The sequence below is a fragment of the Zunongwangia sp. SCSIO 43204 genome, assembly GCF_019904275.1.
Lineage (GTDB): Bacteria > Bacteroidota > Bacteroidia > Flavobacteriales > Flavobacteriaceae > Zunongwangia > Zunongwangia mangrovi.
The window spans coordinates 243,335-270,000 of record NZ_CP063204.1 but is presented as its reverse complement, the minus strand read 5'-3'; the positions used below and the strand labels follow the sequence as shown (position 1 = coordinate 270,000).

Genomic DNA, 26,666 nt, shown 5'->3' with positions numbered 1-26,666 from the left:
TCTCCATATTAAAGTTGTTATTATCTAATTTATTATCTGGATTGTAAATGTAAGCGATCCCGCCGCTCATACCTGCAGCAAAATTACGTCCTATTTTACCTAATATTACAGCTCTACCACCAGTCATATACTCACAACCATGGTCACCAATTCCTTCGATAACTGCTTTGGCTCCAGAGTTTCTTACACAGAAACGTTCACCTCCAATTCCGTTAATGTAAGCTTCTCCATTAATTGCACCGTATAAGGCAACATTTCCTATAATTACATTTTCGTCAGATTTAAAAGTGGCCTCTTCAGGTTTTTTAACTGTAAGCGTAGCTCCACTAAGACCTTTTCCGAAGTAATCATTAGTATTTCCGGTAACATTCATCGTAAGTCCACGTGTAGCGAAAGCACCAAAACTTTGCCCTGCGGATCCTTTAAAGTTTAGATCAAGAGTATGCTCTGGTAAGCCGCCTTCTCCATGAATTTTAGATATTTCGTTACTTAAGATCGCACCAGTTGTTCTATTAATATTGGAAATATCGAAATCCAAACTCATTTTTTCCTTTCGGTAAATAGCTGGGTGAGCTTTACTAAGAATATCAAAATCTAAAGCATTTTCTAGACCGTGATTTTGATCCTGAGTTTTATAAAGCGGAAGGTCTTTATCGATATTAGGCTTGTATAGAATATTTGATAAATCGATTCCCTGAGCTTTATAATGCTCTATAGCACGATCCATGTCTAATTTCTGGCTTTGACCAACCATTTCGTTAAGGGTTCTAAAACCAAGACTCGCCATAATTTCACGCAATTCTTGTGCTACGAAGTACATAAAGTTAATTACGTTTTCAGGGGTTCCTTTAAAGTTCTTTCTTAATTCTGGGTCCTGAGTAGCAATCCCAACTGGACATGTGTTTAGATGACATGCACGCATCATAATACATCCAGAAGCAACAAGCGGAGCTGTAGAGAAACCAAATTCTTCAGCACCTAGTAAACAAGCGATCGCAACGTCACGTCCTGTTTTTAACTGTCCGTCACATTCAACTGTAATTCTACTTCTTAGATTATTTAAAAGCAAAGTTTGTTGTGCTTCAGCAATTCCTAATTCCCAAGGTAAACCTGCGTGTCTTAATGAAGTAAGAGGAGAAGCTCCAGTACCACCATCGTAACCAGAAATAAGAACAACGTCTGCTTTTGCTTTTGCAACACCAGCTGCAATAGTACCTACACCAACTTTAGAAACAAGTTTTACGTTGATACGTGCTTCTCTATTCGCGTTTTTAAGATCAAAAATCAATTGCGCTAAATCCTCGATAGAATAAATATCGTGGTGAGGAGGCGGAGAAATAAGTCCTACATAAGGAGTAGAATTTCTTGTTTTTGCAATAGAAGGATTAACTTTTGGTCCTGGTAACTGTCCACCTTCACCAGGTTTAGCTCCCTGAGCCATTTTAATCTGAATCTCTTTCGCATTAGATAGATAATTAATCGATACACCAAATCGTCCTGAAGCTACCTGTTTAATAGCGCTGTTTCTCCAGTTTCCGTTAGGGTCTCTGGTAAAACGATTAGCATCTTCACCACCTTCGCCACTATTACTTTTTCCTTGTAGACGGTTCATGGCAATAGCAAGATTCTCGTGAGCCTCTTTACTAATCGAACCAAACGACATCGCTCCGGTCTTAAATCTTTTTACGATTTCTGTCCATGGCTCAACTTCGTCTATAGAAATAGGATTAAGCTCTTTAAACTTAAACATTCCTCGAAGTGTCATCAGGTTTTTAGTCTGATTATTAATGAAATTCGAGTATTCCTGATATGTTTTGTAGCTATTTTGCTTAACCGCCTGTTGTAATTTTGCTACTGAAGCAGGGTTAAGCATATGACGCTCACCATTTCTTCTCCAGCGGTAATCACCACCAATTTCCAGGTCTAAACCTGTCTCGGTTTCTGGCGGAGTAAAGGCAAGTTTGTAACGTTTTTGGATCTCTTTTTCAATTTCGTAGAGACCAATTCCTTCAATTCTTGAAGGTGTGTTTGTAAAGTACTTGTTGGTGAATTTCTTGTTTAACCCTAAAATTTCAAAGATCTGTGATCCACGGTAAGAATGTAAGGTAGAGATACCAATTTTATTCATGATCTTAACAATACCCTTACCAATTGCTTTGTTGAAGTTTTTAACAGCAACATCTGGATCTTTTTCGTCGATGTCACCTTCTTCAGAAAGCTTGTAAATAATTTCGTTTACCATGTATGGATTGATGGCGCATGCACCATAACCAAATAGTAAGGCGAAGTGATGTGGTTCTCTAGGCTCTGCAGATTCAATTACGATACCAAAAGCAGATCTTCTTTTATGTTTTTTAAGTTCGTGATGAACAAAAGAACAAGCTAATAACGAAGGAATAGGAGCAAGTTTATTACTTACGTTTCTATCAGAAAGGATAATTATATTTCTGTCTTCATCTACAGCTTTTCTAATTTCCAGAACAATTTCTTCAAGGCGCTCTTCAAGCCCATTTAAGCCTTTGTCAATTTCATATAATATTGAAATTGATTTTGCACGAAAATCTGGATGATCTATATATTTTATTTTATCCAGGTCTTCGTTAGAGATTACTGGATTCTGAATTCTAAGTTTTTTAGCATGCTCTGGGGTAATGTCAAAAATATTTTTGTCTTCCCCAATAGATAAGCTAATATCAGTAACGATCTCTTCACGAATTCCATCTAAAGGTGGGTTGGTTACCTGAGCAAATAATTGTTTGAAATAATTAAATAAAAGTTGTGGTTTGTCTGAAAGAACAGCCAAAGGAATATCTGTACCCATAGATCCAATAGCCTCTTTACCTTGAGTAGCCATTGGGCTAATGATAGTTTTAATATCCTCGATAGTGTAACCAAAAACTTTTTGTCTTGTTTTAAAATCTACCGGCTCTACAGGAGTTTTGTTTCCAGTATAAGGAATATCTGCAAGTGGCAGTAAATTTGAGTCTAGCCATTTGCGATAAGGGCGTTTAGAAACAATTTGCTCTTTAACTTCTTCGTCACCAACGATGCGACCTTCAACCATATCTACCAGAAACATTTTTCCAGGTTCAAGGCGACCGTGTAATTCTACATTTTCTGGCTTTACATCAACTACACCAGTTTCGGAAGACATAATTACATAACCGTCTTTTGTAACGGTATATCGAGAAGGCCTTAAACCGTTACGGTCTAGCAATGCTCCAATATATTGCCCATCTGTAAACGGAATTGAAGCCGGGCCGTCCCATGGCTCCATGATGCAGGCATTATATTCATAAAATGCCTTCTTGCTGTCTCCCATAGAAGGATTTTTCTCCCAGGCTTCAGGTACCATCATCATAATCGCTTCTGGTAAAGAACGTCCTGTTTGTAAAAGCATTTCTAAAACCATATCCATAGAAGCAGAATCAGATTTTCCTTCTAAGGTCACTGGTAAGATCTTTTTGATATCTTCTCCAAAAATTTCACTTTCAAAAAGTTCTTCCCTGGCTTTCATTCGGCTAAGGTTTCCTCTTAAAGTGTTTATTTCTCCATTGTGACACATGTACCTAAAAGGTTGTGCCAAATCCCAAGTAGGGAATGTATTGGTAGAGAAACGTTGGTGCACTAAAGCGAGTTTAGTTACCAGGTCTGGATCGTTAAGATCTGTATAGTAGATATTGATGTCTTGCGGCATCAATAATCCTTTGTAAATAATTGTTTTTGTAGATAAACTTGGAAGGTAGAAATATTCAGCTTCTCCTAGATTGGAGCTGTATATTTTATGTTCTGCAATTTTTCTTGCGGCAAATAATTTAGCTCTAAAAACATCGTCGGTCGTATCTTCGTCTTTACCAATAAATATTTGCTGTACGTTTGGCTCACTTAACGTTGCGATACTTCCTAAACAGGATTTATCGACCGGTACTTCTCTCCAGCCTATAATATTTAATCCCTGATTAATGACTTCTTCTTCGAAGATCTCTTTACAAATCTTAAGCTGATTTTTAGATCTTGGAAGAAAAACCATTCCCGCTGCATATTCACCAAATTCAGGTAAATCGAAGTCACAAACTTTCTTGAAGAAATTATGCGGAATTTCAATCAAAATTCCAGCCCCATCTCCAGTTTTTCCATCAGCACTTACCGCTCCACGATGTTCTAATCGAATTAGAATATCCAAAGCTTTGTGAATGATGTCGTTTGTGCGCTTACCTTTTAAGTTACAAATGAATCCCGCGCCGCAATTATCTCTCTCAAATTCAGGCAAGTAAAGCCCCTGCTCTTTTGGTCTCATAACCTATCTTCCTTATATTATTACTACAAAAATATCTAAATTAGTAAAGAATATGAAAGTAATAAAAGGAAAGAGTGTATTAAATCCAGTAAAACTAAAGAAAATCTTAATTTTTATTAATCGTTTAATAAATCAAGGTCTAATTTCCGAATTTCGCAATGGCTAATATCAGATTTTAATATAAAAAAACTCGCTAAGATTTAGCGAGTTGATTTTGAGTGTTTTTGAACTTATTTTTTCAGAATGCTTCTCGAAATAACGATTTTTTGTATTTCTGAAGTTCCTTCGTAGATCTGGGTGATTTTTGCGTCTCGCATCAATCGTTCTACATGATATTCTTTTACAAAACCATTACCTCCGTGAACCTGAACTGCTTCTACTGTCACATCCATTGCTGTTTGCGAAGCACTAAGCTTGGCCATGGCACCACTAAGATCATAATTTTGTTTTTGATCTTTATCCCAGGCAGCTTTCATTACCAGGTGTCTTGAACTTTCTATAGAAGTATACATGTCTGCCAGTTTAAAAGCAATTGCCTGATGATTACTAATTTCAGTTCCAAATGCTTTACGTTGTTTGGAATAGTCTCTTGCGAGTTCGAATGCGCCAGAGGCAATTCCCAATGCTTGCGCAGCAATTCCAATTCTTCCGCCGGCTAATGTTTTCATTGCGAATTTAAAACCAAATCCATCTTCTCCAATTCTATTTTCTTTTGGCACTTTTACATCATTGAAGTTTAGCGAATGTGTATCACTTCCTCTAATTCCAAGTTTATTTTCTTTAGGACCAATCTCAAAACCTTCCCATCCTTTTTCAACAATAAAAGCATTTATGCCATGATGCTTTTTCTCTCTATCAGTTTGTGCGATCACTAAATAGTAGTCTGCTGTACCACCGTTGGTGATCCAGTTTTTGGTTCCGTTTAGAAGGTAATAGTCTCCTTTATCGATTGCGGTAGTTCGTTGAGAAGTAGCATCGCTACCAGCTTCGGGTTCAGAGAGGCAAAATGCACCTAGTTTCTCTCCGGTAGTAAGTTTAGATAGATATTTCTCTTTCTGCTCGTGTGTGCCATAAGTATCCAGACCCCAACAAACTAACGAGTTGTTTACAGACATTACTACAGATGCAGATGCATCGATCTTAGAAATTTCTTCCATCGCCAAAACATAGCTTATGGTATCCATACCGCCACCACCATACTCCGGAGATGCCATCATACCTAAAAAGCCAAGTTCGCCCATTTTCTTAATTTGTGCTGCAGGAAATTCCTGTTTTTCATCTCTTTCGATTACACCAGGTAATAATTCTGTTTTTGCAAAATCGCGAGCAGCATCGCGAATCATTATATGTTCTTCAGTTAATTCGAAATTCATTTGATTATAAATTTAGAAAAAAGTAATTTTCGCTACCAAATATAAATTTTTGATATGTATTTTTCAATAATAATTAGTTAATTTTGAGAATATGAGAAAATCAGACTATTTTGTGATAGGGGTGATGTCTGGAACGAGCTTAGATGGAATCGATTTGGCTTACATTCATTTCTCTGTTGAAAATAACTATAATTTTGAAATTTTAAAAGCCGAAACCGTCAGTTATTCTGCGGAGTGGCGTGAAAAACTGAATTCGGCTATCGATTTAGAGGAAAATCAGCTTCAATATTTAAATATAAAATATACAAAATACCTGGCAGAAGTAATTTTTAGCTTTATTGCTGAAAATGATATTCGAAATGTAGATGCGGTATGTTCGCATGGGCATACGATTAAGCATGAGCCACAAAATGCTTTTACATTACAGATAGGAAATCTTCCTGAAATCGCCCAATATCTAAATTGTAAGGTAGTATGTGATTTTAGAGTTCAGGATGTTGAATTTGGAGGACAGGGAGCGCCTTTAGTGCCGATAGGCGATAAGATTCTTTTTAATAAATATCGATATTGTTTAAACTTAGGTGGTTTTGCAAATATTTCAGAAGAGCAAAATGGCGAAATGCTAGCTTACGATATTTGTGCAGTAAATACGGTACTTAATTATTTTACCAGGCAAATAGGAGAAGAGTACGATGATAAAGGAAAGATAGCTTCAGGAGGAAAACTGAATGAAAAATTACTTCAGAAATTAAACAATCTTAGCTTTTATAATCAAAATCCGCCAAAATCCTTGGGAATTGAATGGGTTAAAGCTGAAGTTTTACCAATAATTACTTCCGAAGAAATCTCTATTCCTGATGTTTTACATACCTATGTTATTCATGTAGCGCAACAAGTTTCACACGTGCTTGATAATCAGCAAAAATCTAAAGTTTTAGTAACCGGTGGTGGAGCTTTTAACGACTTTTTGATCGAACAGTTCAAAAGCTATTCAAATTGCGATTTTGTAATTCCTGAAGCTAAAATTATCGATTTTAAGGAGGCTTTAATTTTTGGCTTGTTAGGTGTTTTGAGATTAGAAGAAAAAATAAATGTCCTAAGCTCGGTTACCGGTGCAAGTAAGGATCATTCTTCTGGTAAGATTTTTATACCGGCATAGGCTAAAATTGTGATTAACTATATTTGATACAAAATTTTATTTCCACACATTATATGAAAGAATTACTAAAAGTTTACGAGAATAAAGAACCTGAAATTGTTTTTCATTGGAATGATCCTGAAACTGAAGCTGAAGGTTGGACGGTGATCAATTCGCTTAGAGGTGGTGCTGCCGGTGGCGGAACTAGAATGAGAGAAGGATTGGATAAAAATGAAGTGCTTTCTTTAGCAAAAACAATGGAAGTAAAATTTACCGTTTCTGGGCCTGCGATTGGGGGAGCAAAATCTGGAATTAATTTTGACCCCAAAGATCCTCGAAAAAAAGGTGTTTTAGAACGTTGGTATAAAGCGGTTTCTCCTTTGCTGAAAAGTTATTACGGTACCGGAGGAGATCTAAATGTAGATGAAATTCATGAGGTAATTCCAATTACTGAAGATTGCGGAGTTTGGCATCCACAGGAAGGTGTTTTTAATGGACATTTTCAGCCAACCGAAGCCGATAAAATAAATAGAATAGGGCAGCTTCGACAGGGAGTAATTAAGGTTTTGGAAAATACCGATTATTCACCGGATATTTCAAGAAAATATACCGTGGCAGATATGATCACCGGTTTTGGAGTTGCTGAAGCGGTGAATCAATATTATCAAATTTATGGTGGTAATATTAAAGGAAAAAAAGCGATCGTACAGGGATTTGGAAATGTAGGCTCTGCAGCGGCTTATTATCTCGCCCAGATGGGAGCAAAAGTTGTTGGAATAATAGATCGTGCCGGAGGCTTGATCAATGAAGATGGTTTTTCTTTTGAGGAAATTAAAGATTTGTTTCTGAATAAAGATGGTAACACTTTAAATGCGCAAAATTTAATTCCGTTTGAAGAAATCAATCAGAAAATATGGAATCTTGATGCTGAAATATTTACGCCTTGTGCAGCTTCAAGATTAGTTACAAAAGAGCAAATTTCAAGTTTGATAAATAGTAATCTTGAGGTGATCTCTTGCGGTGCAAATGTTCCTTTTGCAGATAAAGAGATTTTCTTTGGTCCTATAATGGAGTTTACAGATGAGCGTGTAAGTCTAATTCCAGATTTTATTTCCAACTGTGGGATGGCACGAGTTTTTGCCTATTTTATGGAGCGTCGCGTACAAATGACCGACGAGGCAATTTTCAATGATACCTCGATGACGATTAAAAATGCGATTCAAAATACCTTTAATAATAATAGTAGCAAAACCAATATAAGTAAAACGGCCTTCGAGGTTGCTTTAAAACAATTAGTGTAATTGTTAAAACTCCTTATCTGTTAGTGATTTCTTAATGAATACAGATAAGGAGTTTTTCTGATAATTATTTTACTAAATTTGGGCAACAATTTTAATCCGATTATCACGTTACATTAAAAACCCTAATCAATTAATATGCTATATTTTATTCAGCAGGATGCCGTGACGCAGGCAGCGCAGGATGCTGCAGAGGTTTCAGAAGAAAAAACACTTTCGATATTTGATCTGCTTTTGAGCGGTGGTATTGCCGGGCAAATCATTATACTTATTCTTTTTGTTTTATTGTTCGCTGCGGTTTATATCTATTTTGAAAGATTATTTGCTATAAAATCGGCGAGTCGTGTAGATAAGAATTTTATGCATCAAATTAAAGACAGTGTCTCTAACGGTAATATTGAATCTGCTAAAATACGATGCGCACAGGCAGATAATCCTGTGGCGAGATTAACTGAAAAGGGTATTTCAAGAATTGGTAGTCCGCTTGAAGATATTAATACCGCGATAGAAAATGCGGGACGTTTAGAAGTTTACAAACTAGAGAAGAACGTCAGTATTTTAGCCACTATCGCAGGTGCAGCTCCAATGATTGGTTTCTTGGGGACTGTAATTGGTATGGTGCTTGCATTCCATGAGCTGGCTACAAGTAGTGGGCAGGCGCAAATGGGATTACTTGCGGAAGGTATTTATACAGCGATGACCACAACAGTTGCTGGTCTTATAGTGGGTATTATTGCTTATATTGGTTACAACCATCTTGTTGTAAAAACAGATAAAGTAGTGCACCAAATGGAAGCTACTGCTGTAGACTTTTTAGACTTATTAAACGAGCCTGCTTAATATGAATTTAAGAGGTAGAAATAAAGTTAGCCCGGAGTTTAGTATGAGCTCGATGACAGATATTGTATTTCTGTTATTGATATTTTTTATGCTAACATCGCCGGTGATTACTCCAGAAGCCTTGGATTTAATACTTCCAAAAGCTAAAGGAAAGACCACCAACCAGCAAAATATTTCAGTAAGTATTACTAAAGAATTGCAGGTTTATATTAATGATGAGCGTATAAGTAATTCGGCTTTAGAAAGTACTTTAAAAAGTAGATTGTCTGGGATAGAAAATCCAACGATCATATTAAGAGCTGAAGAAGGTGTGCCTATCGAAAAAGCAGTAAACGTAATGGATATTGCGAATCGAAATAGATATAAAATAGTATTAGCGGTTAAACCGGAGTAATCATGGCTTTCTTAGAAACCAAACACGAGAAAAAATCATTCACCATCACTGTAGTGCTGCATGTACTGCTGTTGGTTATTTTGTTCTTTTTTGGTTTTACATATTTAGATCCTCCGCCAGAAAACGGGATTGCTGTAAATTTTGGAACTTCAGAAGTAGGTTCAGGGAATCAGCAACCAACAAAACCTATAGAATCGGCTCCAAAAAATACGAGTCCGGAAGTAACTCCGCCAGAGCCAGAACCTATTGTTGAAGAGCAGGTGGTAACTCAGGAAGTAGAAGAAGCTCCGGTGATCGAGGAAAAGAAAGAGGTTAAAAAACCTGTGGAAACTGAGAAGCCTAAAAAAGTGGAGCCTAAAAAAGAAGAACCGGCAAAGCAGCCAGATCCAAAACCAGATAAATCTACTACAGATGCTATGAGTAGTATCTTAAATGGTCCTGAAAGAACTGGGGAAGAGAGTGGAGGAGAAGGTAACAATAACGCGGCCGGAGATAAAGGTTCTCCAGATGGTGATCCAAATGCTAAAAGTTACTACGGTAATGGCGCCGGTTTAGATGGCGACGGGAATTACCGCCTTGGTGGTCGCCGTGCCTTAAATAAAGAAAAATTTGTTCAGGATTGTAACGAATCTGGTATTGTAGTGGTTCGTATCGAAGTAAATCGCCAGGGGCAGGTGATAGCTGCAACACCTGGAGTAAAAGGTACCACTAACAATGCGTCCTGTTTAACAGAACCAGCTAGAAAAGCAGCATTAGCTACACGTTTTAATAGTGACTCTGATGCGCCTTCACGCCAGGTTGGAACCATAGTTTATAACTTCAAATTATCTGAATAATTGATGACGTATCAACAAACTGTTGAATGGATGTTTCAGCAGTTACCCATGTATCAACGTGTGGGAAATTCAGCATTTAAAAAAGATCTTTCAAATACTTTAAAATTAGCAGCACATTTGGGTAATCCAGAGCGTGATTTTAAAAGTGTGCATGTAGCAGGGACTAATGGAAAAGGCTCCAGTAGTCACATGATCGCTTCAGTTTTGCAGGAAGCTGGCTATAAAGTTGGGTTGTACACTTCTCCGCATTTAAAGGATTACAGAGAACGAATTAGGATTAATGGAAAGTATATTTCTGAAAAAGCTGTAGTCGATTTTATACAAAATAATAAGTCTTTTTTTGAAGCTGAAAACCTTTCCTTTTTCGAGATGAGCGTAGGAATGGCTTTTTGGTATTTTGCTGAAGAAAAGGTAGATATCGCTGTAATTGAAGTTGGAATGGGAGGTCGGTTAGATTCTACCAATATTATTATTCCTGAAGTAAGTTTAATTACCAATATTGGTAAAGATCACACGCAATTTTTAGGAACTACACTTCCTGAAATCGCTGGAGAAAAAGCAGGTATAATTAAACCTAATGTTCCTGTAATTATTTCTGAAAAACATTCTGAAACAGCGCCGGTTTTTAGAAAAACAGCGGAAGAAAGAAATTCAGAAATCTTTTTTGCTGAAGAAAGTCATATTCCCACAGAGCTTAGTACAGATTTATTGGGCAGCTATCAACAAAAGAACATCAAAGGAGTCGCTGCAGTTATAAATCAGCTTATTTCTCAAGACTGGATAATTTCTGAAGAGAATATTAGAGACGGATTAAAAAATGTTCGTAAAAATACTAATCTTAGGGGGCGCTGGGATATTCTTCAGGAAGCTCCAAAAGTAATTTGTGATACGGCTCATAATAGCGACGGACTCAAATATGTGTTCCAGCAGCTAAAGGACGAAGTTTATGAGCGATTGTATTTTGTTTTAGGTGTTGTTAGCGATAAAGATTTAGATGAGGTGTTGCCGCTTTTTCCAAAAAATGCGACTTATTATTTCTGTAAGCCAGATGTGCCAAGAGGACTGGAAGCAGAAAAATTAATGGCTAAATCTATCGAATTTGGGCTTGTGGGAAAGGTATTTGATAGTGTACCAAAGGCTTATGCTGAAGCCTTGAAGACTGCAGGGGAAAAGGATCTTATCTTTTGTGGAGGTAGTAATTTTACGGTTGCTGAAATTATTTAAAATTTTTAATTTTTTTCTTTGTGTAGAAGAAAAACTAGTCTATATTTGCACTCGCAATAATGAATGGGGCGCGTAGCTCAGTTGGTTCAGAGCACTTGGTTTACACCCAAGGGGTCAGGGGTTCGAATCCCTTCGCGCCCACAACCATTCAAAAGCTTCCAAAAGGGAGCTTTTTTTAGCTAAAGCATTCATTAGGGCGCGTAGCTCAGTTGGTTCAGAGCACTTGGTTTACACCCAAGGGGTCAGGGGTTCGAATCCCTTCGCGCCCACTCAAACAAAAAAGCTTCCTTGATCGGGAAGCTTTTTTTGTTTTATTCCTTTCGTAATTATAGAATATCTACAACTTTCTCCAAGGTAATTCCTCTAGATCCTTTTATGAGAATATAAGAGTTAGTGACTGGATTCGCTGTTATGTAGACTTTTAATTCTGCAGTAGTGTCAAATTTTTGGAACTCTTTTGTGACTGATGTCTCCTTGAAAAATTCACCTACTAAATATACATTTTCAAAGTTCTGGTTGATACAGAGATCTACAATGTTTTGATGTTCTTCATGGCTATAATCGCCAAGCTCTAACATGTCTCCTATAATAACCACTTTGCGCAATTCTGTACTAAGATCTCCAAAATTGATCAACGAAGAGCTCATGCTTGTAGGATTAGCGTTGTAAGCATCTAACAATAGTGTATTCTTTTCAGTCTTTTGAATTTGAGATCGATTGTTCTTAGGTGCATAATCTTTAAGCGCATCGCTTATGTCTTTAAAAGCGACTTTAAAGTATAAGCCTATTGTTAGGGCAGCGGCGGCATTAAAAGCATTGTATTGTCCTGTAAGCTGAGTAGTAAAAGTCTCTTTGTTGTAGCTAAATGATGCATGTTCAGATCCTTTTTTAGAAGGTGAGTAGTCTATAGTTACCGCTGCGCTATCTATACTGCCAAATGTAAAGACATGAGAATAGCTATCCTGTCTTTTCTGGATTTCATCATCTAGGTTTAAGAATAGAAGTTTCTTATGTTCTTTAAGGTGAGTGTATAATTCACTTTTACCTTTTATAACTCCTTCTATACCGCCAAAGCCTTCTAAATGTGCTTTTCCAAAATTCGTGATATACCCATAATCCGGCAGTGCAATTTCGGTTAGGAATTCGATCTCTCCCTGATGATTCGCCCCCATTTCAACTACACCAACTTCTGTGGTTTCATCCATTTTTAGTAAAGTAAGAGGTACTCCTATATGATTATTTAGGTTTCCTGTGGTAGCTATGGTCTTGTATTTTTTGGAAAGAACAGCATTGATTAATTCTTTGGTAGTGGTTTTTCCATTACTCCCGGTAATGGCGATAATAGGTATGCCAAGGAATCTTCGATGGAAAGTAGCTAGTTTTTGTAAGGCATCCAGGCAGTCTTCAACTAAAATGTAGTTATCCTGATTTTTAGCGTAAGCAGTTTCATCAACAATAGCAACTTCTGCTCCTTTTTTTAAAGCTTCTTCAGCAAAATGATTACCATTAAAATTAGCTCCTTTTAATGCAAAAAATAAACTATTTGGTTTGATGTTTCTAGTGTCTGTGCTTACTCCAGAGCTTGTAAGAAATCTACGATGTATCTTGGCTATATTCATGAAATTAAGGTATAAAAAAAGCCCTAAAAAATTAGGGCCTTTTTTGTGAATGTTTTTCTAAAACTTTTCAAAGAATTTAATCGTTTTTAGCTCGTTTTACATCGTCCATAGATTTTGCGCCTACTTTAGACATCGCATTTCTAAATCCGATATAGTCTGTTGCCATATCTTGCGGGAAGAATCTTCTTTGTGCAGGATCTAACCAATAAGCTCTATCTCTCCAAGAACCTCCTTTATAAACACGTACATCGTCACTTATTAAAGTTGTTCTTTCTTTATCGTCATACTTAGGTTTTGCCTGAGTGGTATCTCCTATTGCTATCCTATCGAAGTTAGGAGAGTTGTACATTCTTTTTGAAGAGTCATCGATATCCTGAAAAGGCTGGTAATATCTACTTGAGCTTTTATCACCATCTCTAAAATCTCTATTGTCACTTTTAGAGAAGTTGGTTCTCATGTAAGTCTCATCTTCTGTAATAGGTTTTTGTGCTATTTCACCAGGAAGATTTCTTGCAACCACACGACCTGTGCTTAAAGTGTCATATTGGATATTGTCTGCACTTACAATCTCTACAGTTCCGTCTTCGTTTATAGCATTTTCAGTATAAACATTTCCTCTATAGTAGTTGAAGTCGTTAAATTCGTCATCTACTATTGGGCGATAAACATCAGCAACCCATTCAGCAACGTTTCCTGCCATGTCATACAATCCAAAGTCGTTTGGTTCGTAACTCATAACTGGAGCTGTGATATCTGCACCGTCATCACTCCAACCGGCAATACCGCCGTAGTCTCCGGCACCTTGCTTAAAGTTTGCAAGTTGATCTCCTTGTTTTCTTAGGTCGCCACTACGAGTATATCTTCCATCCCATGGATATTTTTTACGGCCACGGTAAATGTTGTAATCACGAATTCCCACTAAACCTAAAGCTGCATATTCCCATTCTGCTTCAGTAGGAAGTCTGTATTCTGGATAAAGAACTCCGTCTTTGCGTTGAACGTATTGTTTACTTGTGGAATTCCCTAAGCTATCTGTAGATTGCGTTAGTTTTTGTGATTTCTTTCCACTTTGCGTCATTTCAGTATTTCCGCCATAAACTCTGCTTGGTGCATTGATGTAGGTTTCAGTACTAAAAGTTGCTCCAGCTTCAGATTTGTATAAAGTTTCTTCAGAAATATAACCAGCTTCTACTAACTGTCTTTCGTTAACTCTGTCTGTTCTCCATTTACTAAATTCAGCAGCCTGAACCCAACTAACGCCAACAACTGGATATTCTGCATAAGCAGGATGTCTCAGGTAATTATTTACCATTGTTTCGTTGTAGCCAAGTCGGTTTCTCCAAACTAATGTGTCTGGTACAGCTCCATAATAAATGTTTCTGTAGTTTTGTTCAGAAGGAGGGAAAACTCGTTTTAACCAATCTAAGTATTCTAAATACATACGGTTGGTAACTTCTGTCTCGTCCATATAAAAGGACTGAATATGCTGCTGAGTAGGTGTGTTGTTCCAGTCGTGCATTACATCATCCTGCACCTGTCCCATTGTAAAAGTTCCTCCTTCAATAAACACCAATCCTGGTGCCGGCTCCTGTTCTTCGTAGTCTGTATCGTATTGAAATCCACCGTCTTTCGAGTTAATATCCCATCCGGTAGCTCTTGAGCTGTTTTTGTAATTTTTGGAATTGTTACATCCTACTAGACCAACGCCTAAGGCGATGGTAAAAATTGCTCTAAAAGCAGTTTTCTTTCTCATTCTCATGTTCTCTTTAGGTAGAATTTAGGCTCTGCAATATAATAATTAACGATAAAAGTACAAGATTATTTTGTTCTAAACCCCATCATATAAGTATATAGTAGGTGTTGAATTATAATCCTGACTTTGTAAAAGTTAGGCAAATATGCACAAATAAATGGCTACAGCTGCAAAATTAATATTTTTTTATACTGTGTGTCGTAAAATTAAGTTAGCATTTTTTGGTATTATTTCTGCTTAATCGTTTCGTCTTTTCAAGGCTTCTAATTAACGAAGGATGAAGTGTTTTAAACGAATTTTAAAATTGAGCCTCTTAGCTTCTAATAATATTAGTATATATTTGTTTATCATTTAGTTTAAGAGATGAAGAAAATTTCAACGATTTTATTATTAGGCTCAATACTTACATCGGGTTGGTTGCAGGCTCAGGAAATGAGAGATCGCGTAATTACAACTGCAGTTCCCTTTCTTCTAGTGGCCGCAGACGCCAGAGCAGCTGGAATGGGAGATCAGGGAGTAGCTACTGAAGTCGATGCATATTCTCAGCAATGGAATCCGGCAAAGTTTGCTTTTGCAACTTCAGAACATGGTATTGCAATTTCCTATACACCCTATCTAAGCGATATAGTTAGTGATATATTTCTGGGAGGTTTAAGTTATCATTATAAAATAGATGATCGTAGCGCTTTCGCGGGAAGTTTGAGATATTTTAGTTTGGGGACCATTGAAACCAGGCAAAATATCGAGCAGGTTCCGTTGCTTGTTAGTCCTAACGAATTAACTTTTGACGCTTCATATTCGTTAAAATTGAGTGAAACTTTCTCGATGGCGGTTGCCGGTAGGTATCTAAGATCAGATCTTGGGTTAAGTGATGGCCAGGATCTGGGAGCTGCGGGTAGTTTTGGTGTAGATGTGGCAGCATTTTATCAAAGTGACGCCATAGTTTATAATAATTTTGATGGCGTATGGAGATTTGGGGTGAATATTAGCAATATTGGTCCTAAAATGAGTTATGATGATGCCGGCCAGGAAAATTTTATTCCGACTAATTTGAGGCTTGGTGGAGGTTTTGATTTCATTTTTAATCCTGATAGTAAGTTAGGAGTTTATCTCGAATTCAATAAACTTTTAGTCCCTACACCTCAGGATTTTAATGGGGACGGAGTAATTGATCAGGAGGACGACGATATTTACAACACTACAACTTCTATAGGTGGAATTTTTGAATCTTTTACTGATGCTCCAGATGGTTTGAGTGAAGAACTTAAAGAAGTAACCTGGGCTTTGGGAACCGAGTATACTTATAGAGACGCAATAAAATTAAGAGCGGGTTATTTTAACGAAAGTGATGAAAAAGGATATCGTAAATTTGTTTCTGTAGGTGGAGGTTTTAAATATGAAGAATTTGTTATTATCGATATTTCATACTTATTTTCAACTTCTCAATTTCCTAGTCCGTTAGATAAAACATTAAGATTTGGATTGACTTTCAACTTAGGAGATGAGTATATTAATTGATATTAGATAAAATAGCGTATAAATCTTTGAACAAGCATCAATGTGAAATTGGTGCTTTTTTTGTTTATTTTGGTTTCCCGAAATTAAAACTATGGAAAAAATAAAATTTTCAGCTGAATTAGATGTTTTTGAGGATCGATCAAAATTGCCGCAGGAAATTCAGCATTTAATGTCTCAAGCTATTGAAGCGAGAGATAATGCTTATGCGCCATATTCATCTTTTAAGGTAGGTGCGGCGCTTTTGTTGGAGAATAATGAGACCGTAATTGGTAGTAATCAGGAGAATGCCTCGTATCCTTCAGGTTTATGTGCAGAGCGAACAGCGATTTATTACGCTGGCGCAAAATATCCGCAAAAGGCTATAAATGCGATGGCAATTTCAGCAAAATCACTAAATAGAGAAATAGCTTCACCTATCCCGCCATGCGGTGCCTGCCGCCAGGCTATTTCAGAATATGAGGTAAATCAGGAAAAAGGAATTCCAGTATATTTTATGGGAGAAAAAGGAAAGGTTTACAAGGCGAAATCGATAAAGGACTTATTGCCATTTATATTCGATAAATTTAATCTTTAGTTTAATCAAGATTTTTGCAGTAAAACTGTTTTCCATTCTTATTATAAATAGTATTTTTGTTACTCGCTTGGCGAAATCTATCTGTAAAGCCATAAAAATTTTTAAAGTAAATGAAGAAAATAACAAAAGCCACGTATTTAAAGTGGTATGAGGATATGCTGTTTTGGCGTAAGTTCGAAGATAAGCTTGCGCAAGTTTATATTCAGCAAAAAGTAAGAGGTTTTTTACATTTGTATAACGGGCAAGAGGCTATCCTGGCAGGTGCTTTACATGCGATGGATACTGATAAGGATCGTATGATCACGGCTTATCGTAACCACGTTCAGCCAATTGGATTAGGAGTAGATCCTAAGAGAGTTATGGCAGAGTTGTATGGTAAAGGAACTGGTACTTCGCAAGGTCTTGGAGGCTCTATGCATATTTTCTCTAAAGAACATCGTTTTTATGGTGGTCATGGTATCGTTGGGGGACAAATTCCTCTAGGAGCCGGGCTTGCTTTTGCAGATAAATATTTTAAAAGAGATGCTGTTACCTTGACTTTTATGGGTGATGGAGCTACTCGTCAGGGTTCATTACATGAAACCTTAACGATGGCTGTAAACTGGAATCTTCCTGTAGTTTTCTGTGTAGAAAATAATGGATATGCGATGGGAACTTCTGTAGCTAGAACTGCTAGAAGTACAGATATATATAAATTAGGTAATGGTTATGAAATGCCATGTGCGCCTGTAGATGCTATGGATCCAGAAAAAGTGGCTGAAGCTTTAGACGAAGCTATAGCTCGTGCAAGAAAAGGTGAAGGTCCTACTTTCTTAGAATTAAAGACTTACCGTTATAGAGGTCACTCAATGAGTGATGCGCAGCATTACAGAACTAAAGATGAAGTTGCAGAATATCAAAAGATAGATCCAATCACTAAGGTTAGAAATATTCTTATTGATAAAAAGTATGCGACAGAAGATGATATTAAGAAGATCGACAAGCGAGTTAAGGACAAAGTAAAAGAATGTGAAGAATTCGCAGAAGAATCGGCTTTCCCAGAAAAGAATGTAATGTACGATGTGGTTTACGAACAAGAGGATTACCCTTTCTTACCACATAAACTATAATAATTATGGCAGAAGTAATTAACATGCCGCGATTAAGCGACACCATGGAAGAAGGTGTTGTGGCAAAATGGTTAAAACAAAAAGGAGATAAAGTTGCTGAAGGAGATATTCTTGCTGAAATCGAAACCGATAAGGCGACGATGGAGTTCGAATCTTTTTATGAAGGTACACTTTTACATATAGGGATCGAAGAAGGAGAAACTGCACCGGTAGATACGCTTTTAGCAATTATTGGTGAAGAAGGTGAAGATATCTCTGGTTTACTAAATGGCGAAGGCGGTTCTGCTGATGAAGCTAAAGAAGAAGCTGCAGCCGAAGAAGAAACTAACGAGGATGATAGCGCATCTGAAGCTGGAGAAATTCCAGAAGGTGTAGAGATCGTAAAAATGCCACGTCTTAGTGATACTATGGAAGAAGGTACAGTTGCTTCCTGGTTAAAACAAGAGGGTGATAAAGTTTCTGAAGGAGATATTCTTGCTGAAATAGAAACCGATAAAGCAACAATGGAATTCGAATCTTTTTATGAAGGTACACTTCTTAAAATTGGTATTCCAGAAGGAGAGACTGCTCCTGTAGATAGTTTATTGGCTATTATTGGTCCAGAAGGAACCGATGTTTCTAATGTTACTGGTGATTCTGCTGGTAAAAAAGCAGCTCCTAAAAAAGAAGAAAAGTCTGAAGCTAAAGAAGAGAAGAAAGAAGAAACAACTTCAACTTCATCAGATTCATCTTCAGAAGGTGGAAGAATTTTCGCTTCTCCATTGGCTAAGAAAATGGCAGAAGATAAAGGAATCGATCTATCTAAAGTAGAAGGTTCAGGAGAAAATGGAAGAATCGTTAAGAAAGATATCGAATCTTACAAACCATCTGCTGCTCCTTCTGCAAAAGAAGAAACAACTAAGAAAGAAGCAGAAACTTCTGTAGCTGCTCCTTATGTTCCTGCTGGTGAAGAAAGTTTCGAGGAAATTAAGAATTCTCAAATGAGAAAGACGATCGCTAAGCGTCTTGGAGAATCTAAGTTTAATGCTCCTCACTACTATCTTACTATCGAGGTTGATATGGAAAATGCAATGGCATCAAGAAAGCAGATCAATGCAATGCCAGACGTAAAAGTTTCTTTCAATGATATGGTAATTAAAGCAAGTGCGATGGCACTTCGTAAACACCCTCAGGTAAATAGCCAATGGACAGGTGATGCAATGAAAATTGCTAAGCATATCCATATGGGAGTTGCTGTTGCTGTAGAAGAAGGTCTTGTAGTACCTGTTCTTAAATTTGCAGATCAAATGTCGATGACGCAAATTGGAGGGAACGTAAAAGATCTTGCAGGCAAAGCGCGTAACAAAAAACTTCAGCCAAAAGAGATGGAAGGAAGTACGTTTACCGTATCTAACTTGGGAATGTTTGGTATTACTGAATTTACAAGTATTATCAACCAGCCTAACTCGGCAATTCTTTCAGTAGGAACAATTGTAGAGAAGCCTGTAGTGAAAAACGGAGAGATCGTAGTTGGTCACACAATGAAGCTTACTTTAGCTTGTGATCATAGAACTGTAGACGGTGCTACTGGTGCTGCGTTCTTACAGGATCTTAAAACTTATATCGAGAATCCAGTTACTATGCTTGCTTAATCGAGCCGGTAATTTTAGAATATTATGGAATCCCGCGTTTACTCGCGGGATTTTTTTATTTTAGCTAATATGAGAAAACCACTTAAAAACTTAGGAGTTCTGGCTATAGGTTTAGCCGGAATGCTGTCCTGCAATGCTCAGGATACAACTGTCGATGTTTCTGCGGAAGAAATGATAACGAATTTGGAGTATTTGGCTTCAGATGAGTTAATGGGACGTAAAACCGGTACCGAAGGAATTGAAAAAGCAGCCAGCTTTATCACGAATATATTTGAAGAAAACGGGGTGAAACCTTACTATGATACTTATCGTGATCATTTTAAAATTGGCGGTGTAGAAGCTTTTAATATCGTTGGATATTTAGAAGGTAATGATGCAGAATTAAAAAATGAATTTGTAATTATTGGTGCGCATTACGACCATATTGGTATTGGTAAAGAAGTAGATGGCGATACCATTGCGAATGGCGCTAATGACAATGCAGCCGGTACGACAGCAGTTGTAGAATTAGCTAAACATTTTGCCAGTATCGACGATAATAAGCGTAGTATTTTATTCATTCTTTTTAGTGGGGAAGAAATGGGGTTAAAAGGTTCTTCGCATAGTGCAAAGAAGCTTAAAGAAGATGGCCTTGACCTTTATACTATGATCAACCTGGAGATGATTGGTGTGCCGATGGAAGGTAAAGATTACCTTGCTTATGTAACTGGTTTCGAAGAAACGAATCTTGCTGAAAAGTTTAATCAATATACAGGAGAAAAAACTCTAGGGTTTTTTGCAGGAGCTAAGCAAATGAATCTTTTCAAAAGAAGCGATAACTATCCTTTTTATGCTGAATTTAATGTGCCTTCACAAACCATTTGTACTTTCGATTTTACGAATTATTCATATTACCATCATGTAAAAGATGAGGTTTCAGAAATGAATCCAGAGCATATGGCTAATGTTGTTGAAGCAATTATTCCTGGTATTCATCAAATCCTGAACACTCCAGAGAAAGAGATAAAAATGAATTAGAATGAAGAATGTTATAATTACCGGAACAAGCCGAGGAATTGGTTTTGAACTGGTAAAACTTTTTGCTGAAGAAAATTATAATGTGCTGGCGCTTTCTAGAAATGATGCGCCAGTATCCGAGTTGAAATTCGATAATATTAACAGCTTTTCTTTTGATCTTGGAAAAGAAACCGACTTAAAAAAAGCTTCAGATTTTGTACAAAATGAATGGAATGGAAAAGTTGATATTCTTATTCATAACGCGGGTGCTTTCCTGAATAAGCCATTCGAGGAAACCAAATTAGAAGAGTTTAGAGCCATTTACGAGGTAAATGTATTCGGTTTAATAGGTTTAACTCAAATGTTGCTGCCATCTATGACTTCTGAATCTCATATTGTTAGCATTAGTAGTATGGGAGGAGTGCAGGGAAGTATGAAATTCGCTGGTTTATCGGCATATTCTTCAAGTAAAGCAGCAATTATCACGTTAACCGAATTACTTGCCGAAGAATACAAAGAAAATGGTCCTGTTTTTAATGTTTTGGCCCTGGGGTCGGTTCAAACTGAGATGCTGGCTGCAGCATTTCCGGGATTAGAAGCGCCACTTTCAGCAGCAGAAATGGCTTTATATATTAAGAATTTCAGTATTATAGGAAGCAAATTCTATAATGGGAAACTACTTCAGGTTTCCAATAGCACGCCTTAAGATTTCAAAATGAATCAGGTTTTATCTAGATATTTACCAAGCCATGCGGTAGAGCCGGCTTTTATGCTTATTAGAGATAATAATGTTCATTTAAAGGTTGTGAACGAGCGAAGAACGCGGCATGGTGATTATCGCAGGATGCCAGATGGTACTCAGCAAATCACGGTTAATGCCAACCTGAATAAATATCGGTTTTTAATTACTTTGGTACACGAAATTGCCCATTTGCTGGCTTTCGAGAAATATGGCCGAAGAATAAAACCACACGGGCAGGAATGGAAACTTACCTTCAGAAATCTAATGTTACCATTTATTCGTCCAGAGATATTTCCGTCAAAGTTACTTCCTATTATTGCTAGTCATTTTAGAAATCCTACAGCAAGTAGTGATACAGATGCTCGCTTATCTATCGCTTTAAAAAGTTTTGATCAGCCAAACGATAAAAACTATATTTTTGAAGTTCCAGCAGGAGCTTTATTTCGAATTTACAACGGGAAGGTTTTCAAAAAAGGTCCAAAACGAATTAAGCGATACGAATGTCTGGAAGTAAGTACCGGGAAGATTTATTTATTTCAGCCTAATGCTGAAGTAGAACTCCTGAAAGCTTAGTTTGATATTTTCTGAAGCTATGGAAAACGAGAATGAAAATTTAGAAAAGAAGGAAGAATACCATGTGCAGGCAAAAGGCTTTTTGCAAAGTACGAAGGTTTTTGTTAATGATCTTTTAGATATACGTACCGATAGTGATCGCGAATCGACATTAGAGGCGGTACGAAAAGATATTTCATTTAAAGGACATAATGCCTGGATTCTTATTTTCTCCATTTTTGTGGCTTCCATTGGGCTTAATGTAAGTAGTACAGCAGTTGTTATTGGAGCGATGCTTATTTCACCCCTTATGGGGCCAATTGTTGGGGTAGGAATGTCTGTGGCTATTAACGATGTTGACACTTTAAGAAAGTCACTTAAAAACCTTGGGATCATGGTCGTTTTAAGTGTGCTTACAGCTTTTGTATATTTCAAAATTTCTCCGGTTACAGAGATCACTCCAGAGCTGGAAGCTCGAACCTATCCGACGATATTAGACGTTTTAGTGGCTATTTTTGGTGGTCTGGCGCTAATCGTAGGGAAATCTAAAAAAGGAACGATTGCCAGTGTGATTCTGGGAGTAGCGATCGCTACTGCCTTAATGCCACCACTTTGCACAGTTGGTTTTGGACTGGCAAATTCTCAATGGCAAAATGCCGGAGGTGCTTTCTATCTATTTTCGATAAATGCTGTGTTTATCGCCTTATCTACTTTTGCTGTTACCAAATTACTTGGTTTTCCTTTGGTGCGTTATGCAAACAGTAAACGTAGAAGACGAACTGCACAGGTAGCATCGGCGGTTGCGGTAATTGTGATGATTCCCAGTATTATTCTTTTTATAAATCTGCTGAATAAGACATTGTTTGAAACCAAGGCGAAAGACTTTGTTTCTAACGATATTCGCTATTTAGGGGCTGAGGTTTTAAAGCAGGAAGCCGATTTTGACGATAAAACCATTGATATCTATTTGATAGGAAAACGTGTTCCTGAAGCTACAGTAGCAACCTGGAGAGCTAGATTAACTGAAATTGAAGCACTAAAAGAATCAAAATTGATCGTACATCAAAGTGCTGAAGAAAGTGGTAATTTAGATGAACTATCTACGCAGGTTAGAAGCGGCATTTTAGAAGATCTATATCTTAAAAATCAGGAAGTGATAGAAAATAAGGATTCACGAATCAGGCTTTTGGAAGATCGTATTAACAGCTATAGAACGTCTCTTTTCGATTTTAATAGTCTAAGTAAAGAGGCTCAGGCAAATTATGAAGAGATCGAAAATCTAGGCTATTCCAATCAGATTATTACAGATTTTAAAAATACAGATACCATTCCTACTTTTTCCATAACCTGGAAAAACAATGTTTCTTCTAGAGAAAAGGAAGAGAACAGGCAGAAATTCGAAAACTGGTTAAATGTGCGATTAGCCTTAGATACGCTTACAGTAAAATCGGTTAATTAATAACCTTTCAATTGCGCATCTCTTACCTTTTTAAATAGGTCTGAAGAATATACAAAATCGGTTACAGTTTTATCTTCGGTTCTAAATATTTCGTCTTTGGTTCCTGTCCAGGCTAAAAGTCCGTCTTTTAAAAATGCAATTTTTTCGCCGATTTCTAATACCGAGTTCATATCGTGAGTAATGATTATCGTGGTGATATCATACTCATGCGTAATTTTCTGAATTAAATTGTCGATTACCGTCGCTGTTGTTGGATCTAAACCAGAGTTAGGTTCGTCACAAAAAAGATACTTAGGCTGGTTTACGATCGCTCTGGCGATAGATACACGCTTTTGCATTCCTCCACTAATTTCTGATGGCATTTTATCGTCTGCCCCCACAAGATTTACCCGATCTAAAACGGTGTCTACACGTTCTTCCATTTCAGATTTCTTCATCTTTGTGAACATCTTCAGTGGAAACATCACATTTTCTTTTACGGTCATCGAATCGAATAATGCACCGCCCTGAAATACCATTCCTATTTCCTTTCTAAGCTCACGGCGTTCTTCATCTGTAAAATGGCTATAAGGCTTCCTATCGTATTCAATGATACCTTTTTCCGGAGTAAAGATTCCGAGCATATTTTTCAAAAATACACTCTTTCCAGATCCAGATTGGCCAATTATAAGATTGGTTTTTCCACGTTCAAAAACAAAGTTAAGTCCTTTTAAAACTTCTTCACCATCAAATGATTTATGTAAATCTTTTACTTCTATCATAATTAACTAAGTAATAATTGAGTGGTTGCATAATTGGTAATGATCAGGACAACACTAGTCCAAACAAAAGCCGTTGTACTGGCCTGTCCTACTTCTAAAGCTCCGCCTTTCATGTAATAGCCATGATAAGCTGGTACCGTGGCAAGGATAAAAGCGAATAAAAAGGTTTTTATGAAAGCATAAATTAAATGGAATGTCACAAAATCATCTTGTAAACCAGTTATGAAAGCATCTGGTTTTACAAATCCTCCTAAAACAGCTGCAACATACGCTCCTAAAATTCCTAAGAACATAGATATAGCGATCACAAAAGGATAGGTTAGCATAGCGATGATCTTTGGAAAAATAAGATAGTTTTTAGAGTTGATTCCCATTACTTCCAGAGCATCGATTTGCTCGGTTACACGCATCGATCCAATACTGGAGGTAATAAACGAACCAACTTTTCCTGCCATGATAATGGAAATAAAAGTTGGCGAGAACTCGAGTATAACAGATTGTCTCGCGGCAAAAGCAACCAGACTCTTTGGGATAAGAGGATTGTTTAAATTCAATGCCGTTTGGATCGCTACAACAGCTCCAATAAAAAATGATAAAAAGCATACGATCCCTAAAGATCCTATAATAAGCTCATTTATTTCTTTAAAAATAAGATCTTTTAAAACCGATCGTTTGGTCATTCTGCCAAAGACACCTTTCAGCATTAAAAAATATTCACCGATGGAGTGGAGATAGGTCATTCAACAATTTTTGTAAAGCTAAAATACTAAATTTTACCCCGAAAGTATTTAACGTAGAATTAAACTTTAACTTCTTAAGTTTAGTACTTTTGAGGTGTTCTTCAAAAAAAATATTATGAGACGGATATTTTCAGCAGCATTCATGTTGTTATTTGCTTTTTCATCCAAAGCACAAAGCCCTAATACTAATGCAGATAAACCCAAACTTGTGGTTGGAATTGTAGTCGATCAAATGCGCTATGATTACCTAAATAAATTTTGGGATAAGTATGAAGAAGGCGGATTTAAACGATTAATCCAGGAAGGATTTAATTTCAGAAATAATCATTACAATTACGCGCCAACTTATACCGGGCCGGGACATACATCGGTTTGGACAGGAACAAGCCCTATGAATCACGGGATTATTGGAAACGATTGGTTCGATAAATTCTCTGGAGAGATGGTGTATTGTGCGCAAGACGATAGCGTGGCATCTTTGGGAACCAAAACCAATGCAGGGAAAATGTCTCCGCATCGTATGCAAACCACAACGTTAACAGATCAAAATAGATTGCATACGCAGTTTAGAGGAAAAACCATTGGCGTTTCTATAAAAGATCGTGGCGCAATTTTACCTGCTGGTCATACAGCCAATGCAGCATATTGGTTTTCTGGTGGGGAAGATGGTAAATTCATCAGTAGCACATATTATATGGAAGAATTGCCAAAATGGGTCCAAAAATTCAATAAATCTGGAAAAGCAGATTCGTATTTAAAAGAATGGGATACCTTTCTGGATATTGAAACTTATACTGAAAGTGGTGTAGATGAAAATGATTTTGAAGGAGGTTTCCGCGGAAAAGAAACAGCGACTTTTCCTTATGATCTAAAAAAACTGAGTAAGGAAAACGGAAATTACAGTATCATACCACAAACACCATTTGGCGATGATATTACTCTAGACTTCGCACTAGCAGCTATCGAAGCTGAAGAATTAGGTAAAGATGAAGATACCGATATTCTTGCTTTAAGTTTTTCGAGTACCGATAAAGTGGGACATAATTTTGGAGTGAACTCTAAAGAAGTAGAAGATACTTACCTAAGATTAGATAAAAACATATCAGATCTTTTAGCGTATTTAGATAAAAATATTGGAGAAGGTGAGTATACCGTTTTCCTAACCGCAGATCACGCTGGTGGTCATGTAGGTGGATATTTGAATTCTAAGAAAATTCCAACCGGTAATTTAGATTACGGAAAGCTGCAAAGAGCTTTTAAAGATTTTGCGACAGAGCAATTTGGAGACGGATTAATTCAAAATGTATCTAACGATCAGATCTTTTTGGATTACGAGTATATGGCAAATGAAGAATTAGATCCTGAAGAGGTTGAAACTAAGATCGAACATTTTTTAATTCAGCAACCAGGAGTCTATAAGGTGTATACCCGATCAGAATTACAATCAAATAATTTCTCTAACGGAATTGGTTATTTGATCCAAAATGGATTCAACCAAAAGCGAAGTGGTGATATTATGATCGTAGAACATCCTGGTAGTGGTTATGGTCGTGGTTCTACTCACGGTAGTGCCTTCAATTACGATACACATACGCCATTATTATTCTTTGGAGCAGGAGTTCCTCATGGAGAAACTTACGAGCGTTCAGAAATTATAGATATCGCGCCAACTATGGCCGCATTGATGGGAATCGAATATCCTAACGGAACGAGCGGAAAACCATTAGCGATCATGCTCGATAAAGCTTCAGAATAATCTCTTCTGAAAGAAACTCAAATAAAAAAGCTCCTGAAATTATCGAATTTCAGGAG

Annotated in this window: 21 protein-coding genes and 2 tRNA genes (1 of these 23 cut by a window edge); 17 read left to right on the top strand and 6 right to left on the bottom strand. The window is 37.1% G+C overall.

Going from position 1 to position 26,666, the window contains the following annotated elements:
• A protein-coding gene (gene gltB, locus INR75_RS01315; protein WP_223090450.1) for a glutamate synthase large subunit crosses the window boundary here: on the bottom strand, positions 1–4,297 show its 5' portion. It extends 227 nt beyond the left edge of the window; only the first 4,297 of its 4,524 coding nucleotides appear in the window; the start codon lies at positions 4,295–4,297; its stop codon lies beyond the left edge, outside the window.
• Between the two features lie 230 nt (positions 4,298–4,527).
• Positions 4,528–5,670, bottom strand: a complete 1,143-nt coding sequence (locus tag INR75_RS01310; RefSeq protein WP_223090449.1) for an acyl-CoA dehydrogenase — start codon at positions 5,668–5,670, stop codon at positions 4,528–4,530.
• 91 nt (positions 5,671–5,761) lie between these two features.
• On the opposite strand from INR75_RS01310, the gene INR75_RS01305 reads away from it, so the two are divergent.
• From INR75_RS01305 to INR75_RS01270, 8 genes are all read left to right on the top strand, one after another.
• On the top strand, positions 5,762–6,829 hold the full coding sequence (locus INR75_RS01305; RefSeq protein ID WP_223090448.1) for an anhydro-N-acetylmuramic acid kinase: 1,068 nt from the start codon (positions 5,762–5,764) through the stop codon (positions 6,827–6,829).
• A gap of 53 nt (positions 6,830–6,882) precedes the next feature.
• The gene (locus INR75_RS01300) at positions 6,883–8,109 is read left to right on the top strand and encodes a Glu/Leu/Phe/Val dehydrogenase dimerization domain-containing protein (RefSeq protein WP_223090447.1); all 1,227 of its coding nucleotides are present in this window, start codon (positions 6,883–6,885) and stop codon (positions 8,107–8,109) included.
• A gap of 135 nt (positions 8,110–8,244) precedes the next feature.
• Positions 8,245–8,946, top strand: coding sequence for a MotA/TolQ/ExbB proton channel family protein (locus tag INR75_RS01295; protein WP_223090446.1), 702 nt, complete (start codon positions 8,245–8,247; stop codon positions 8,944–8,946).
• A gap of 1 nt (position 8,947) precedes the next feature.
• Complete coding sequence (locus INR75_RS01290; protein ID WP_223090445.1) at positions 8,948–9,340, top strand: biopolymer transporter ExbD; 393 nt, start codon at positions 8,948–8,950, stop codon at positions 9,338–9,340.
• 2 nt (positions 9,341–9,342) lie between these two features.
• Positions 9,343–10,176 carry an energy transducer TonB gene (locus tag INR75_RS01285; protein ID WP_223090444.1) on the top strand — a complete coding sequence of 278 codons (834 nt, stop codon included), beginning with the start codon at positions 9,343–9,345 and terminating at the stop codon, positions 10,174–10,176.
• A gap of 3 nt (positions 10,177–10,179) precedes the next feature.
• On the top strand, positions 10,180–11,400 hold the full coding sequence (locus INR75_RS01280; RefSeq protein WP_223090443.1) for a folylpolyglutamate synthase/dihydrofolate synthase family protein: 1,221 nt from the start codon (positions 10,180–10,182) through the stop codon (positions 11,398–11,400).
• A gap of 66 nt (positions 11,401–11,466) precedes the next feature.
• Positions 11,467–11,541: transfer RNA gene (locus INR75_RS01275), tRNA-Val, on the top strand.
• A 53-nt stretch (positions 11,542–11,594) separates the two neighbouring features.
• Positions 11,595–11,669, top strand: a tRNA-Val gene (locus tag INR75_RS01270).
• A 57-nt stretch (positions 11,670–11,726) separates the two neighbouring features.
• Here INR75_RS01270 and murF read toward each other — a convergent pair.
• On the bottom strand, positions 11,727–13,019 hold the full coding sequence (gene murF, locus INR75_RS01265; RefSeq protein ID WP_223090442.1) for a UDP-N-acetylmuramoyl-tripeptide--D-alanyl-D-alanine ligase: 1,293 nt from the start codon (positions 13,017–13,019) through the stop codon (positions 11,727–11,729).
• A gap of 76 nt (positions 13,020–13,095) precedes the next feature.
• Complete coding sequence (gldJ, locus tag INR75_RS01260; RefSeq protein WP_370629873.1) at positions 13,096–14,772, bottom strand: gliding motility lipoprotein GldJ; 1,677 nt, start codon at positions 14,770–14,772, stop codon at positions 13,096–13,098.
• A gap of 363 nt (positions 14,773–15,135) precedes the next feature.
• Here gldJ and porV point away from each other — a divergent pair, with 363 nt between their 5' ends.
• From porV to INR75_RS01220, 8 genes are all read left to right on the top strand, one after another.
• Complete coding sequence (gene porV / locus INR75_RS01255; protein WP_223090440.1) at positions 15,136–16,290, top strand: type IX secretion system outer membrane channel protein PorV; 1,155 nt, start codon at positions 15,136–15,138, stop codon at positions 16,288–16,290.
• Positions 16,291–16,381: 91 nt separating this feature from the next.
• Complete coding sequence (gene cdd / locus INR75_RS01250; protein WP_223090439.1) at positions 16,382–16,864, top strand: cytidine deaminase; 483 nt, start codon at positions 16,382–16,384, stop codon at positions 16,862–16,864.
• Positions 16,865–16,974: 110 nt separating this feature from the next.
• A complete protein-coding gene (pdhA, locus tag INR75_RS01245) occupies positions 16,975–17,973 on the top strand; it encodes a pyruvate dehydrogenase (acetyl-transferring) E1 component subunit alpha (RefSeq protein WP_092543255.1) in 999 nt (332 codons plus the stop codon).
• A gap of 5 nt (positions 17,974–17,978) precedes the next feature.
• Positions 17,979–19,604, top strand: coding sequence for a pyruvate dehydrogenase complex dihydrolipoamide acetyltransferase (locus INR75_RS01240; protein ID WP_223090438.1), 1,626 nt, complete (start codon positions 17,979–17,981; stop codon positions 19,602–19,604).
• A 69-nt stretch (positions 19,605–19,673) separates the two neighbouring features.
• Positions 19,674–20,621, top strand: coding sequence for a M28 family peptidase (locus tag INR75_RS01235; RefSeq protein WP_223090437.1), 948 nt, complete (start codon positions 19,674–19,676; stop codon positions 20,619–20,621).
• Between the two features lies 1 nt (position 20,622).
• The gene (locus INR75_RS01230) at positions 20,623–21,306 is read left to right on the top strand and encodes an SDR family oxidoreductase (protein ID WP_223090436.1); all 684 of its coding nucleotides are present in this window, start codon (positions 20,623–20,625) and stop codon (positions 21,304–21,306) included.
• A gap of 9 nt (positions 21,307–21,315) precedes the next feature.
• The gene (locus tag INR75_RS01225) at positions 21,316–21,915 is read left to right on the top strand and encodes a SprT-like domain-containing protein (RefSeq protein WP_092543247.1); all 600 of its coding nucleotides are present in this window, start codon (positions 21,316–21,318) and stop codon (positions 21,913–21,915) included.
• A gap of 19 nt (positions 21,916–21,934) precedes the next feature.
• Positions 21,935–23,353, top strand: coding sequence for a DUF389 domain-containing protein (locus tag INR75_RS01220; RefSeq protein WP_223090435.1), 1,419 nt, complete (start codon positions 21,935–21,937; stop codon positions 23,351–23,353).
• On the opposite strand, the gene INR75_RS01215 is transcribed toward INR75_RS01220, so the two are convergent.
• Positions 23,350–24,114: an ABC transporter ATP-binding protein gene (locus INR75_RS01215; protein WP_223090434.1), complete on the bottom strand. Its 765-nt coding sequence runs from the start codon at positions 24,112–24,114 to the stop codon at positions 23,350–23,352. The genes INR75_RS01220 and INR75_RS01215 overlap by 4 nt on opposite strands.
• A 2-nt stretch (positions 24,115–24,116) precedes the next feature.
• Positions 24,117–24,854 (bottom strand): ABC transporter permease, encoded by a 738-nt coding sequence (locus tag INR75_RS01210; RefSeq protein ID WP_092543241.1) that lies wholly within the window; start codon positions 24,852–24,854, stop codon positions 24,117–24,119.
• 115 nt (positions 24,855–24,969) lie between these two features.
• On the opposite strand from INR75_RS01210, the gene pafA reads away from it, so the two are divergent.
• Positions 24,970–26,610, top strand: a complete 1,641-nt coding sequence (pafA, locus tag INR75_RS01205; RefSeq protein ID WP_223090433.1) for an alkaline phosphatase PafA — start codon at positions 24,970–24,972, stop codon at positions 26,608–26,610.
• The last annotated feature ends 56 nt before the right edge of the window (positions 26,611–26,666 follow it).

What these genes read in the sequence shown, in the direction of transcription:
- INR75_RS01310 (WP_223090449.1), bottom strand. Translation starts at nt 5,670, where the DNA reads ATGAATTTCGAATTAACTGAAGAACATATAATGATTCGCGATGCTGCT.
- INR75_RS01305 (WP_223090448.1), top strand. Translation starts at nt 5,762, where the DNA reads ATGAGAAAATCAGACTATTTTGTGATAGGGGTGATGTCTGGAACGAGC.
- INR75_RS01300 (WP_223090447.1), top strand. Translation starts at nt 6,883, where the DNA reads ATGAAAGAATTACTAAAAGTTTACGAGAATAAAGAACCTGAAATTGTT.
- INR75_RS01295 (WP_223090446.1), top strand. Translation starts at nt 8,245, where the DNA reads ATGCTATATTTTATTCAGCAGGATGCCGTGACGCAGGCAGCGCAGGAT.
- INR75_RS01290 (WP_223090445.1), top strand. Translation starts at nt 8,948, where the DNA reads ATGAATTTAAGAGGTAGAAATAAAGTTAGCCCGGAGTTTAGTATGAGC.
- INR75_RS01285 (WP_223090444.1), top strand. Translation starts at nt 9,343, where the DNA reads ATGGCTTTCTTAGAAACCAAACACGAGAAAAAATCATTCACCATCACT.
- INR75_RS01280 (WP_223090443.1), top strand. Translation starts at nt 10,180, where the DNA reads ATGACGTATCAACAAACTGTTGAATGGATGTTTCAGCAGTTACCCATG.
- murF (WP_223090442.1), bottom strand. Translation starts at nt 13,019, where the DNA reads ATGAATATAGCCAAGATACATCGTAGATTTCTTACAAGCTCTGGAGTA.
- gldJ (WP_370629873.1), bottom strand. Translation starts at nt 14,772, where the DNA reads ATGAGAAAGAAAACTGCTTTTAGAGCAATTTTTACCATCGCCTTAGGC.
- porV (WP_223090440.1), top strand. Translation starts at nt 15,136, where the DNA reads ATGAAGAAAATTTCAACGATTTTATTATTAGGCTCAATACTTACATCG.
- cdd (WP_223090439.1), top strand. Translation starts at nt 16,382, where the DNA reads ATGGAAAAAATAAAATTTTCAGCTGAATTAGATGTTTTTGAGGATCGA.
- pdhA (WP_092543255.1), top strand. Translation starts at nt 16,975, where the DNA reads ATGAAGAAAATAACAAAAGCCACGTATTTAAAGTGGTATGAGGATATG.
- INR75_RS01240 (WP_223090438.1), top strand. Translation starts at nt 17,979, where the DNA reads ATGGCAGAAGTAATTAACATGCCGCGATTAAGCGACACCATGGAAGAA.
- INR75_RS01235 (WP_223090437.1), top strand. Translation starts at nt 19,674, where the DNA reads ATGAGAAAACCACTTAAAAACTTAGGAGTTCTGGCTATAGGTTTAGCC.
- INR75_RS01230 (WP_223090436.1), top strand. Translation starts at nt 20,623, where the DNA reads ATGAAGAATGTTATAATTACCGGAACAAGCCGAGGAATTGGTTTTGAA.
- INR75_RS01225 (WP_092543247.1), top strand. Translation starts at nt 21,316, where the DNA reads ATGAATCAGGTTTTATCTAGATATTTACCAAGCCATGCGGTAGAGCCG.
- INR75_RS01220 (WP_223090435.1), top strand. Translation starts at nt 21,935, where the DNA reads ATGGAAAACGAGAATGAAAATTTAGAAAAGAAGGAAGAATACCATGTG.
- INR75_RS01215 (WP_223090434.1), bottom strand. Translation starts at nt 24,114, where the DNA reads ATGATAGAAGTAAAAGATTTACATAAATCATTTGATGGTGAAGAAGTT.
- INR75_RS01210 (WP_092543241.1), bottom strand. Translation starts at nt 24,854, where the DNA reads ATGACCTATCTCCACTCCATCGGTGAATATTTTTTAATGCTGAAAGGT.
- pafA (WP_223090433.1), top strand. Translation starts at nt 24,970, where the DNA reads ATGAGACGGATATTTTCAGCAGCATTCATGTTGTTATTTGCTTTTTCA.